10 protein-coding genes and 1 pseudogene are annotated in these 13,061 nt (G+C 37.2%); all 11 read left to right on the top strand.

Features of this window, described 5'->3' with window-relative positions; all coding sequences use genetic code 11:
* The first annotated feature begins 385 nt into the window (after window positions 1-385).
* On the top strand, window positions 386-949 hold the full coding sequence (gene rpoE, locus ACEWK1_RS08030) for a DNA-directed RNA polymerase subunit delta (protein WP_416635915.1): 564 nt from the start codon (window positions 386-388) through the stop codon (window positions 947-949).
* 296 nt (window positions 950-1,245) lie between these two features.
* Complete coding sequence (locus ACEWK1_RS08025; RefSeq protein WP_416635914.1) at window positions 1,246-2,853, top strand: CTP synthase; 1,608 nt, start codon at window positions 1,246-1,248, stop codon at window positions 2,851-2,853.
* Between the two features lie 252 nt (window positions 2,854-3,105).
* Window positions 3,106-4,407: an ABC transporter substrate-binding protein gene (locus tag ACEWK1_RS08020; RefSeq protein ID WP_416635913.1), complete on the top strand. Its 1,302-nt coding sequence runs from the start codon at window positions 3,106-3,108 to the stop codon at window positions 4,405-4,407.
* Between the two features lie 80 nt (window positions 4,408-4,487).
* The gene (locus tag ACEWK1_RS08015; protein ID WP_231308654.1) at window positions 4,488-5,432 is read left to right on the top strand and encodes a carbohydrate ABC transporter permease; all 945 of its coding nucleotides are present in this window, start codon (window positions 4,488-4,490) and stop codon (window positions 5,430-5,432) included.
* Window positions 5,432-6,274, top strand: coding sequence for a carbohydrate ABC transporter permease (locus ACEWK1_RS08010; RefSeq protein ID WP_231308653.1), 843 nt, complete (start codon window positions 5,432-5,434; stop codon window positions 6,272-6,274). The genes ACEWK1_RS08015 and ACEWK1_RS08010 overlap by 1 nt, the downstream gene beginning before the upstream one ends.
* A gap of 122 nt (window positions 6,275-6,396) precedes the next feature.
* Window positions 6,397-7,398, top strand: coding sequence for a LacI family DNA-binding transcriptional regulator (locus tag ACEWK1_RS08005; protein ID WP_098795414.1), 1,002 nt, complete (start codon window positions 6,397-6,399; stop codon window positions 7,396-7,398).
* A 38-nt stretch (window positions 7,399-7,436) separates the two neighbouring features.
* Window positions 7,437-8,786, top strand: coding sequence for a GH1 family beta-glucosidase (locus ACEWK1_RS08000; protein ID WP_098795415.1), 1,350 nt, complete (start codon window positions 7,437-7,439; stop codon window positions 8,784-8,786).
* Window positions 8,787-8,897: 111 nt separating this feature from the next.
* Complete coding sequence (locus ACEWK1_RS07995) at window positions 8,898-10,676, top strand: methyl-accepting chemotaxis protein (RefSeq protein ID WP_098795416.1); 1,779 nt, start codon at window positions 8,898-8,900, stop codon at window positions 10,674-10,676.
* Window positions 10,677-10,868: 192 nt separating this feature from the next.
* Entirely contained in the window at window positions 10,869-12,179 is a 1,311-nt protein-coding gene (locus ACEWK1_RS07990; RefSeq protein WP_416635912.1) for a cellulase family glycosylhydrolase, read from the top strand.
* A gap of 12 nt (window positions 12,180-12,191) precedes the next feature.
* A pseudogene (locus tag ACEWK1_RS07985) lies at window positions 12,192-12,512 on the top strand (carbohydrate-binding domain-containing protein); the annotation flags it as partial.
* Window positions 12,513-12,524: 12 nt separating this feature from the next.
* Window positions 12,525-13,061: carbohydrate-binding domain-containing protein (locus tag ACEWK1_RS07980; protein ID WP_416635958.1), on the top strand; the 537-nt coding region annotated here is incomplete at its 3' end.

The following is a 13,061-nucleotide window of genomic DNA, read 5'->3' as shown; positions in this document are numbered from 1 at the left end:
GAGATGAAGACTGTTTAAGTGGGTGAAGAGTTGCGAGATGGTCTTCATAGGCGAGATGAAGACTGTTTAAGTGGGTGGAACGTGCTGAGATGGTCTTCATGCATGTGATGAAGACCGTTTTAGTGGATAAAGAGTTGCGAGATGGTGGCAAAAATAACCTAAAAACACTCCTAAATCAATTTTTACATGATAAAGGTGGCATAAACTGCTAGAAATTGTTTATAATGAATGGTATGATTTGATAGGTTTACTATGTACATATTTTAAAGTTTATTCTACTTAATTGGCTTATTCTAGCTGAATTCTGTCTAACATAACAGAACCACACTAGAAAGCAGCCCTGGATTTACAATAGATCGATGATGTAGAAAGGAAGTGCCGGAACTTGAGTCTAAAACAATTAACAGAAGAACAAATAAAAGAAATGGCAATGGTTGAGGTTGCCTATGAACTATTCTTAGAAGCAAGAAAACCTTACGTATTTAGTGATTTAGTAAAAGAAATTGCTGATCTTCTAGGATTATCACAGCAACAAGTAGAAGATAAGATTGCTCAATTTTATACAGACATCAACATCGATGGCCGTTTTATTTGTGTTGGTGAAAACATGTGGGGATTACGCACATGGTATCCATACGAGCAAATAGAAGAAGAAATCGTTCCTGTTGCAAAACCTAAAAAGAAAAAATCGAAAAAAGCAGACGATGAAGATCTGGATGATGTATACGATGAGCTTGATGAGGAAGACCTCGAATATGACGATATCGATGAATACGATGATTCAGATGACGATGAAGAAGAAGATTTTGATGATATAGATGATGCAGACGATCTAGATGAAGATGATGATGATGATTTAATCGATGATGATGACGATGACTATGATGACGACCTTGATGATGACGAAGAAGACGACGATTTTGATGATGATTCAGACGAAGAAAAATAAAATCAAATCGTCTTGACTTTCTTTTTCTAACTAGGTAGAATCTATTTTGGGCTCTTTAAAAAGAGATTGTTCGTTTAATTAAACAATTACAGCTCCCTTTCAAGTTTGTTTGGAAGGGAGCTTTCTTATTTTATATAAAAGTTTAAAGTTCAATTCTAAAATGATTTAGAATTGTTAAGTAGGACAGGCTTACCCCTGAATTTCACAAAATTTTTCACTCTTATTCATCGTTTTTCAAATGATTTTTTCATTTCTTGTACAAAATAAAAAAAGATTAGCTTCTGAGGGGGAAGACCATGACAAAGTATATTTTTGTAACAGGTGGAGTTGTATCATCTTTAGGTAAAGGGATCACAGCTGCATCACTAGGAAGATTATTAAAAAACCGTGGAATCAGTGTAACGATCCAAAAATTCGATCCGTACATAAATGTGGACCCGGGAACAATGAGTCCGTATCAGCACGGTGAAGTATTCGTTACAGGAGACGGTGCAGAAACAGACTTAGACTTAGGTCATTATGAGCGTTTTATTGATGAAAACTTAACTAAGTTTAACAACGTGACAACAGGTAGAATCTATTCAACTGTTCTAAAGAAAGAGCGCCGTGGTGACTATCTAGGTGGAACTGTTCAGGTTATTCCACATATCACAAATGAAATCAAAGACAAAGTATTTCGCGCTGGTAAAGAAACAGGTGCAGATGTTGTTATCACAGAGATTGGTGGAACAGTAGGGGATATTGAATCACTACCATTCTTAGAAGCCATTCGCCAAGTGAAAAGTGATGTTGGCCGTGACAATGTGATGTATATCCACTGTACACTTGTACCATATATTAAAGCTGCTGGTGAAATGAAAACTAAACCAACTCAGCACAGTGTTAAAGAATTAAGAAGTCTTGGTATTCAACCAAATGTGATCGTTGTTCGTACAGAGATGCCAATTTCTCAAGATATGAAAGATAAAATTGCGTTATTCTGTGATATTGATAAAAACGCAGTGATCGAGTGCCGTGATGCAGAAACGTTATACAGCATCCCACTAGATCTTCAAGATCAAAACTTAGATACAATTGTATGCAATCACTTGAAACTAAATTGCAATGACGCGGATATGACAGAATGGAAAGAGCTTGTACAACGTGTTACGAACCTTTCAAAAACAACAAAAATTGCTCTTGTTGGGAAGTATGTTGAACTGCAAGATGCATATATTTCTGTTGTTGAAGCACTTCGCCACGCTGGATATGAATATGATTCTGATATCGAAATCAAATGGGTAAACGCAGAAGAATTAACATCTGAAAACGTAAAAGATCAGCTTGCAGATGTTGATGGTATTTTAGTTCCTGGTGGCTTCGGTGACCGCGGTGTTGAAGGGAAAATCGTTGCAACGAACTATGCACGTGTTAATAAAGTGCCTTTCTTAGGAATTTGCTTAGGTATGCAAGTGGCTTCAATTGAATATGCTCGTAATGTATTAGGCTTAGCGGGAGCAAATTCTGCTGAAATTGATCCTAACACAGCTTATCCAGTAATTGATTTACTTCCTGAGCAAAAAGATGTTGAAGACTTAGGTGGAACATTACGTCTTGGTTTATCTCCAAGTAAGCTTCAAGAGGGAACTCGTGCATACGAGGCATACCAAGATGAAGTGATTTACGAGCGTCACCGCCATCGTTATGAGTTCAATAATGAATATCGTCAAGCAATGGAAGAAGCTGGCTTTATTTTCTCGGGTACAACTCCAGACGGCCGCTTAGTCGAAATCATTGAAGTAAAAGATCATCCTTGGTTTGTAGCATCACAGTTCCATCCAGAATTTACATCAAGACCTACAAAACCTCAGCCACTATTCCGCGACTTTGTTCGCGCGTCATTAACGGCTGCTGAAAAGTTATAAATCATTAGTTAAAGCCATCCGTATTTGGGTGGCTTTTTACTTGCATAACGATGAGAACTTAATATTAAGGAAACCGGTTTATAAAAAGTTCTTATTTTTTTCGGAAAATAGTTGATTTATAGGATAGTAGATTATATAATCATAAGTGAAAGCGGTTTCCAGTAACGAAAACCACTTTAATTTTTTCCTAAAAAGGAAATCGGTTTCCGTAACAGGTAACGGTTATAAAACAAAAACCAAGGGGGAAATAAAATGAAAAGCAAGAAAAAATGGTTAGCTTCCGGTTTGTCTTTAGCTTTAGCATTTTCGTTAGCGGCATGTAGCGGTGGGGATAAAAATGAAACCGCTTCAGAGGGTGGCGGAAGTGGAGATGAAAAAGTAGAACTAAACTTCTGGGCTTTCGGTGCAACAGGCTATGAAGAGTTAGTAAAAGAATATCAAGAACAAAATCCAAACGTAACAATAAAATTTAAATCTTCCGAAACAGCTGAACACCATGATGCATTATTCACAGCTTTATCAGCTGGTAGTGGTGCTCCTGATATCGCGATGTTAGAAGTAGATCAATTTGATCGTTTCAAAGCTGCTCAAGATCGTTTTGCAAACTTATATGATCTTGGTGCAAAAGACGTTCAAGATCAATACCTAGAGTGGAAATGGAATGCTGGTGAAAATGCAGATGGAGACTTCTTATTCGGTCTTCCAACTGATATTGGACCTAAAGCATTATACTATCGTACAGATGTATTCGAAGCAGCTGGTCTACCAACTGAGCCTGCTGAAGTAGAAGCATTAATCAATTCTCCAGAAGCTTTTAAAGAAGCTGGATTACAAGTAAAAGAGAAAACTGGTAAACCTTTCGTAGACAGTATTGAAATGGCTTACAGAGCCTATCTTGATTCTGCTGTTGAAACATACTTAAATCCTGATGGTGAGTTAATTTTAGATGAAGAAGGTAGTGCGGTTAAAAAAGCATACGATTATGCTGTTGAGTTAGATAAAGCTGGAATCGTTGGTAAATTTGATATGTGGACACCAGAATGGTCAAACGCTGTTAACACTGGTGAGTTCGCTGCTGAATTAGGTGCTGGCTGGTTAAAAGGTTGGATGGAAGGTAATGCTCCAGATGCTTCAGGTAACTTCAAAGTAGCTACTTTACCAACTGATTTTGCTGCTAACTGGGGTGGATCTTACATCTCAATCCCAAGTGAAACTGAAAATGCACAAGCTGCATATGATTTCGTTGAATGGTTAGTATCACCTGAAAACCAATTAAAATCATTCCAAAGCAATGGATTATTCCCATCTGCACCAGCTGTGTATGAAATGGAAGAGTTCACTTCTAACCAAGATGAGTTCTTTGGTGGTCAAGTAACATCTGAAGTATTTGCTCAAGCAGCACAAGATATCGAAGGTGCCGTTTATAAAGGTGAAAAATACTTCCCAGTACACCAAGAAGTTCTAAATGCACTTAAAAACGTTCAAGACGGTGCGGATCCAGAAGAAGAGTGGAAAGCTGCTGTTAAACGTGCACAAGATTTAGTAAATCGTTAATTCAAAAAATGAATGAAGCTAAGATATGGTGCGCATCGTTGCACCATATCTAGTTTTACTGAAAGAAACGGGGAGTGAAAATGGTTTCTGCAAACGAAAAAGTAGTCAAAAAGAAAAGGTTTCTATCAGAAGAAAAGAAAGACATGATTTCTGGCTATCTTTATGTTTCACCTTTCTTTATCATCTTTGCTGTTATTGGTTTATATCCGGCGTTATTCAGTTTATATCTAGCTTTCCAAAAATGGAATGGGCTAAGCCCTATGGAGTTTGCTGGGTTAAATAACTTCAAAATTGTATTAGAAGATCCACTATTTTGGAAATCTTTATATAACACAATCGTTATTGGATTAATGGGTACTGCCCCTCAATTAGTTGTTGGGATTATCCTTGCATTTCTATTAAATCTATCGTTTCTCCGCTTTAGAAATTTCTTCCGAGTTACGATCTTCATGCCATATATTACGTCAATGGTTGCAGTAGCCCTCATTTTTAGTGTGTTATTTAGTAATCACGAAACTTCCTTAGCCAATTATGTACTAGGCGTGTTTGGATTTGATCCGGTTAGCTGGGCTTCATCTGAATGGGGTACAAAAATTGCAATCTCCATCATGGTATTTTGGAGATGGGTTGGTTACAACACAATCATTTATCTAGCGGGTCTTCAAAGTATTTCAAATGACCTGTATGAAGCAGCAACAATTGATGGTGCAAATAAGTTCCAACAAATGCTTTATATTACAATGCCGATGTTAAAGCCGTTTATCATTTTAACTGTTTTCTTCTCAACAGTTGGTGCACTGCAATTATTCGCTGAACCAACCGTATTCTTAGGTGCATCAGCATTTACAAGAGATGAAGCAATGACAGTTGTTATGTATCTATACCGCGATGCCTTTAAATTACAATCTTTTGGTACAGCATCAGCAACAGCGGTTATTTTGTTATTTATCATCATCGTCTTCTCTGCGATTAATACGTTAATAACATCAGGGAAAATTGGTAGAAAAAAGGAGGGAGCTAACTAATGGGTGACGTAGCAGGAACAAAAAAGTTTTCAAAAGGTAGAATTTTCATCTATACATTTCTTACTCTAGCATCACTTTTTTCATTGTTTCCATTTTATTGGATGTTTGTAATGGCAACCCGCCCAAGTTCAGCTTATAACTCCATTCCGCCAACGATTACTCCGGGTAACTTGTTAGTGGAAAACTTCCAGAAGGTATTGGGTGCCATTGATTTCTTCCAAGCGATGTTAAACACTGTGATTCTTTGTACATCAGTAACAATCGTTGTGTTAATCATTAGCTCACTAGCAGGATTTGCTTTTGCGAAATTTAGATTTCCTGGAAAAAACGCATTGTTTATTGCGATTCTTTTAACAATGGTTATCCCTCCACAGTTAGGGTTAATTCCGCAATACTATTTAATCTCAAAAGCAGGTTTGCTTGATACATTACAAGGTGTTGCGATTCTATTTTTCTTAAATCCATTAGGAATCTTCTTAATGAGGCAATATGTAAGCAATTCGGTGCCTGATGAATTAATTGAAGCAGCAAAGCTTGATGGGTGTTCGAATTTCAGAATCTACCGCAGTATTGTGCTGCCGATCATTTTACCTGCATTTGCAACATTAGGTATTATCGTCTTCACAGCTGTATGGGGAGAATTCTTATGGCAATTTACGATTTTAAGAGATCCAGAAATGTATACAATTCAAGTTGCCCTGGCGACATTAAGTAACACATTCAACATTGACTTCGGTATGATTCTATCTGGAGTATTCTGGGCTACAGTCCCTTTATTAATTATTTTCCTACTGTTTAACAGACTATTTATTTCTAGTATTACAGATGGTGCAGTTAAATAAAATTTTAATTTATTACTATCCTTTTTTGCCCATTATCAAATTGTAAATTGCTTCAAATAATAGTAATCTAAACAGTAAATAAGCAATCTATTATGAAGGCGAAAGGCAATTGAGGGACCGCTATGAATTTAACGATTAAAGATATTGCGAAGATGGCTGGAGTATCTCCAGGAACTGTATCAAAAATTATAAATAATTATGGTGGTATTAGTGAAAAGACGAAGAAAAAGGTGCTGGATATTATCCGGGAAACAGGATATCAGCCTACCTTTTCTGCGAAAGCACTTGCCACCAAAAAATCGAATTTAATTGGGTTAATTTATGCCGGTAAAGTAAATGTTGATTTTACACATCCTTTCTTTAATGAGGTTGTTACTTCGTTTAAAAAAACAATTGGTTCGCTAGGCTATGACATTATCATGTTCTCAAACGAACAATTCTACAAAGATAATGGTAGTTATTTAGCAAGATGTCGCCATTTTCATGTAGATGGTTGTGTCATCATTGCTGGTGAAGAAGTAGAGGATGCGATCTATGAGCTTGTGCGAGAGGAAATTCCTTGTATGGGAATTGACCTGGAGCTTAGCGGACCAAAAGCAAGCTTTGTGATGAGTGATAATGTGAATTTATCAAGAAAAGTGATTCAACACTTTTATTTGCAAGGAACTAGAGACATTGGGTTTATTGGTGGTCAAGAAGATTCTGCGATCACGATGTTTCGCGAAAAAGGTGTAAGAGAAACAATGGATCAGCTTGGCCTTGAGATTCATCAAGAGTGGTTTCAATATGGGGATTTCCATGAAGAAAGTGGATATCAAGCCATGAATAAAATATTAGAAACAAAAGCTTATCCGCGAGCTGTTTTTGCAGTATCGGATATGATGGCTTTTGGTGCAATTGATGCGATTAGAGATAAGGGACTAAGGGTTCCTGAAGATATATCTGTGATTGGCTGTGATGACATTGATGCATGTCGACATAGCAGTCCAAAGCTATCGACTGTAAGGCAGGATAAAGAACAGCTTGGGAAGCTTGCTGCGTATATGTTAAATGACATCATCAATGGAAAATCAGAGTTAAAGCCTGTTTTTATCGATTCTAATTTAGTAGTAAGAGAATCATAAAGCCAATCATAAGAAAAGAATTTGGTGGAGGTACAACAATGGCAATTATACAATTTCCAAAAGAGATGAGATGGGGAGCTGCAACGGCAGCATACCAAATCGAAGGAGCAGCAACTGAGGATGGAAGAGGTCTTTCCATTTGGGATACCTTTGCCAAAACACCTGGTAAAGTATTAAATGGCGATAACGGAGATGTAGCGTGTGACAGCTATCACCGCTATGAAGAAGATATTGCATTAATGAAAGAACTTGGCATTGATATTTATCGTTTTTCTGTATCATGGCCACGTATTTTTCCAAATGGAACTGGAGAAATCAATGAAAAGGGTCTTCAATTTTATCATGATTTTGTAGATGCATTGCTAGCAAATGGAATCGAGCCAATGTGTACACTATATCACTGGGATCTGCCACAAGCTCTTCAAGATAAGGGCGGCTGGGAAAACCGTGAAACAGTAGATGCGTTTGCTGATTATGCTGAGGTTATGTTTAAAGAGTTTAACGGAAAAATTAAAAAATGGATTACAATCAATGAACCTTGGTGTGTATCATTTCTATCAAACTTTATCGGACTTCATGCACCAGGATTCCAAAATTTACAATTAGCTACAACGATTTCACATCATTTACTACTTGCACACGGTAAAGCAGTATCCCGCCTAAGAGACGGAGGATACGAAGGTGAAATTGGTTATGCACCTAATACAGAATGGAACGAGCCATTTAGCAACAAACAAGAAGACATCGATGCTTGTAACAGAGCAACAGGCTGGTTTGTTGAGTGGTTCTTTGATCCTGTATTCAAAGGTAGCTATCCACAATTTATGGTAGAGTGGTTCGAGAAAAAAGGTGTAACAGTGCCTATCCAAGAAGGCGATATGGCTATCATTAACCAAGAAATTGATTTTGTTGGAATCAACTACTACACAGGCAGTGTGACTAGATACAAAGAGAATGAGGGATTACTAGATACTGAAAAAGTAGATATTGGTTATGAAAAAACAGATTTTGATTGGAATATCTACCCTGAAGGCTTCTATAAGGTTTTAACAAAAATAAACGAACAATACGGTTCAGTGCCAATTTATATTACTGAAAACGGTGCCTGCTACAATGATGGAGTTGAAAACGGCAGAGTAAAAGACCAAAGACGTATTGATTATTTGAAACAACATTTAACATCATTAAAACGAGCAATTGATAGTGGTGTAAATATTAAAGGCTACCTCACATGGTCGTTGCTTGATAATTTTGAATGGGCAGAAGGCTATGATAAGCGTTTTGGAATCATTCACGTTGATTTCAATACATTAGAAAGAACAAAGAAAGATAGTTACTATTGGTATAAGCAAACAATTAAAAATGGTTGGTTTGATATGTTTTACTAAGAACTTTACCCCTTTTGGAAACCGATTTCGGTGCAAAAGGGGATTTTTATCATCAAAGGGTAAATAAAATTAGATAACAGACAATTATATGGCTGTGGATGGGGGATCTATATGCAGAAGCTCTTACATAAATACGTAAAGAAGCAGAGAAACACTAGTAATCAAAGAAAAACTGTCATGAAATTACCCTTAAAGCTTACTGTTGGAAGAAAGATTTTTGCTGTATTTGCTATCATTTTTATTTTAATTGCAACACTTAGTGTTTCTACTCTTACTGGATTGAACACAATGAACAAGAAATCTAGTGAAGTTGAGGATGTGTGGCTTCCATCAGTAGAAAGGCTAGGTGAAATGAGGTATCTTGTTGAACAGGTTGCTGCGTTTCAGCTGTTCTATGCTAGTGCGGAAACAATTGGAGAAATGAATCAGTTTGATGGGCGATTTGATACGATTTTTAGTAGATTAGATGAGCTGTTCAAACAGGTTGAGAAGACCATTTCGACTAAAGAGGAAGAAGAAATTTATAATGGATTTCAAGCAGAATGGGATAAATATCTTGTTGTTCATGAGGAAATTCTTGCTTTATCAAGAGCCAATCAAGATGATGATGCTAGTCAAATGATCAAACAATCCAGGCAACAAATTGAAACAGTTGAAGGTTATCTAACGAAGCTTGTTGAGTTAAATCAATCAATGGCAAAGGAAGCTGCGGAGGAAAGACATAATCTCACAACCATCATTCTATCCAATACAGCGATTTTGATTGTGGTTGTTCTAGTCATCTCAATCATCATGGGGCTTCTTCTTTCAAGAAGCATATCTCGACCGTTGTCCACGATGTCAATGAGTGTGAAGCAGGTAGCACAAGGGAATTTAATGCTAGATCCTATTTCTATTAAAAATAGGGATGAAATTGGCAAACTAGCAACAGATATTAACACAATGACAGAAAGCTTAAGGAAAATTATCATTGAAGTGATGAATAATTCTGAGAGAGTAGCAGCTACATCTGAAGAGCTTTCAGTTAGTGCTGAACAAACACAACAAGGAAATAATTCGATTTCTACAGCTATTAAAGAGGTAGCTGGTGGTGCGGAGAATCAGGTTACACGTGCTTCTGAGGCAAACCGGGTGGTTCATGAAATTTCAACAGGCATGACACAAGCTGCACGTTCTATACAAGCCGTTTCCGATCTCACATTGGCAACAAATGAAAAGGCAACAACTGGACAAGCAATTGTTTCGCAAACTGTTGTTCAAATGAATGAAGTGCAACATAAAGTTCAACATACCTCGACTGCGATGAATTCGTTAAGTAACAAATCAAACCAAATCGGTCAAATGCTCTCTTTAATAACAAATGTCGCGGAGCAAACAAACCTATTAGCTCTAAATGCAGCTATTGAAGCAGCAAGAGCCGGTGAACATGGTAAAGGATTTGCTGTTGTAGCCGATGAGGTCAGAAAGCTTGCTGAGCAATCAGGAAAAGCAGCTGAAGAAATCAAAAAAGTGATAGATGAAATGCAAACAGAAGTTAATAATGCACTAAAATCTATGAGTGATGGAATCAATGCAGTTGATGATGGAATCGTGATGGTTAATAAAACCGGTGATTCGTTTGAGAATATTGTTGACATGGTAGCTGATGTTGCATCACAATCACAGGAAGTATCGGCTATAGTGGAGCAAGTAAATGCTAGCACACAAAGCATGGTTGATATAATAGAGGAAATCGCAAATATATCTGTCTTCTCAGCGGGAAATACAGAAGAAGTGGCTGCATCAGTTGAACAGCAAAATGCTATTATGACAAAAGTTACTTCATCATCTGAGGAATTGAGTTCAAAGGTATTAGCACTACAGGAGCTAGTGAAGAGCTTTAGAGTTTAGAATGATAAATTATTAGAATTATTTTAATATTACTTTTCATGAAAAAGTATCCATAGTATACTAAAATAAGTGTTAGCGTTTTCAAAGGGTGTATATTTTTTTGGGTGGTAAAGAAAACGGTTTCCGATACTTTTTTATCTTATTTAGGAAACCGGTTTCTATAAAACTTATATCAAACAAGGGGGATTTATTTTGAAGCACAGAATACTAAAAAGGTTTATGGCACTAATAATGGTTCTTGGATTATTAACATCATTACTACCTAATTTTGCTTCAGCAGCAGAAGCTGATTACAACAGCTTGCTTGTTGAACCAGGAAAAAAACCGTCTCAAGCTGGGGCATTAAGTCTTAAGGTAGTTAATGGTCAAAAAACATTGGTTGATAAAAACGGCCAACCAATTCAGCTCCGTGGAATGAGTACTCACGGTTTACAATGGTTCCCAGGAATTTTAAATGAAAATGCGTTTTCAGCTCTATCAAATGATTGGGGTTCAAATCTTATTCGTCTTGCAATGTATGTGGGTGAAGGTGGATATGCTTCAAATCCAGAAGTCATCAAGCAACGTGTCATTGATGGAATTGAATTAGCAAAAGCAAATGATATGTATGTGATTGTCGACTGGCATGTACATGCTCCGGGAGATCCAAATGCTGATGTTTATAAAGGGGCATTGAACTTTTTTAAAGAAATTTCAAGTCTTTATCCTAATGATCCTCACATTATCTATGAATTAGCAAACGAACCAAGTAGTAATAGTAATGATGGACCTGGATTAACAAATAACGCAGAAGGTTGGGCAAAAGTTAAATCATATGCAGAGCCAATTATTAAAATGCTCCGTGATAATGGAAATCAAAACATTGTGATTGTAGGTAGCCCGAACTGGAGCCAACGCGCAGATTTAGCTGCTGATAATCCAATTGATGATGCCAACACAATGTATACTGTTCACTTTTACACTGGCTCACATCCAGCAGCATCAGATAGCTCAAATCGTGAAAATGTCATGAGTAATGCTAGATATGCGCTTGAAAAAGGACAAGCTGTTTTTGCAACAGAATGGGGAACAAGTGAAGCGAATGGAAACAATGGTCCATACTTAGAAGAAGCAAACCAATGGATCAATTTCTTAAATGAAAATAATATTAGCTGGGCTAACTGGTCTTTAACAAATAAAAATGAAACATCTGCAGCCTTTACTCCATTTCAATTGGGGAAAACAGAGGCAACTGATTTAGATCCAGGTGCTGACCAGGTATGGGCACCTAAAGAATTAAGCTTATCAGGTGAATATGTTCGTGCTCGTATAAAAGGAGTATCCTATGAGCCGATCGATCGTACGAAATACTCGAAAGTACTATTTGACTTTAACAACTCGACACAAGGCTTTGGCGTAAATGGTGACAGTCCAGTAAAGGATGTAGCATTAAAGAATGTTGATGGAACTTTACAAATTTCTGGACTAAACGCAAGCAGTGATGTTACTTCAGACAACTATTGAGCGAATGTACGCTTATCTGCTGATAACTGGGGTGAATCAGTTGATGTTCTAGGTGCGCAAGAATTATCAATGGACGTGATTGTGGACAAGCCAACAACTGTTTCTGTTGCAGCGATTCCACAAGGACCTTCAGCAGGGTGGGCTAATCCGACGCGTGCAATTCAAGTAAAAGCAGAGGATTTTGTACCATTCGGAAATCAATACAAAGCGGTATTAACAATTTCAAAAGAAGATGCTCCATCGTTAGCAACAATTGCAGAAAGCCCAGACAATAACAAGTTGGAGAATATCGTATTGTTTGTAGGAGCAGAAAATACAGATGTTGTTTCTCTAGATAATTTAACGATAACAGGAAAAGAAGTTGAGATTGAAGTAATTAATGATCCAGAAGGAGTAGCAACACTACCATCTACTTTTGAAGATGACACTCGTCAAGGTTGGAAATGGAGTGGAGATTCAGGAGTTAAAACAGCATTAACGATTGAAGAAGCAAACGGTTCAAAGGCCTTATCATGGGAATTTGCTTATCCGGAAGTAAAACCAACTGACAACTGGGCATCAGCTCCACGACTAGACTTTTGGTCAGAAGATTTAAAACGCGGTGACAATGAGTATGTTGCATTTGATTTATATCTTGACCCAACACGTGCAACAGAAGGTGGAATATCTATTAACCTAGTTTTCCAACCAGAATCACTTGGTTTCTGGCAACAATCTTCTGAAACATTTGATATTGATTTAACAGCATTAGATTCTGTAGAAAAAACAGCAGATGGCCTTTATCATTATGAAGCTAAAATAGATGTTACAAATCTGGAAAACGTAAAGTCAGATACAGCATTACGTAACATGCTACTCATTTTCGCAGATGATAACAGTGAC

This window comes from Metabacillus sp. YM-086, assembly GCF_048059995.1.
Classification (GTDB): domain Bacteria; phylum Bacillota; class Bacilli; order Bacillales; family Bacillaceae; genus Metabacillus; species Metabacillus litoralis_B.
Note: the sequence above shows the minus strand (reverse complement) of the source record. Positions and strands in the feature narration are given on the sequence as shown.

Bases quoted from the DNA above. Each gene is read 5' to 3' on its own strand.
- ACEWK1_RS08010 (WP_231308653.1), top strand. From the start codon at position 5,432: ATGGGTGACGTAGCAGGAACAAAAAAGTTTTCAAAAGGTAGAATTTTC.
- ACEWK1_RS08005 (WP_098795414.1), top strand. From the start codon at position 6,397: ATGAATTTAACGATTAAAGATATTGCGAAGATGGCTGGAGTATCTCCA.
- ACEWK1_RS08020 (WP_416635913.1), top strand. From the start codon at position 3,106: ATGAAAAGCAAGAAAAAATGGTTAGCTTCCGGTTTGTCTTTAGCTTTA.
- ACEWK1_RS07995 (WP_098795416.1), top strand. From the start codon at position 8,898: ATGCAGAAGCTCTTACATAAATACGTAAAGAAGCAGAGAAACACTAGT.
- ACEWK1_RS08015 (WP_231308654.1), top strand. From the start codon at position 4,488: ATGGTTTCTGCAAACGAAAAAGTAGTCAAAAAGAAAAGGTTTCTATCA.
- ACEWK1_RS08000 (WP_098795415.1), top strand. From the start codon at position 7,437: ATGGCAATTATACAATTTCCAAAAGAGATGAGATGGGGAGCTGCAACG.
- ACEWK1_RS08025 (WP_416635914.1), top strand. From the start codon at position 1,246: ATGACAAAGTATATTTTTGTAACAGGTGGAGTTGTATCATCTTTAGGT.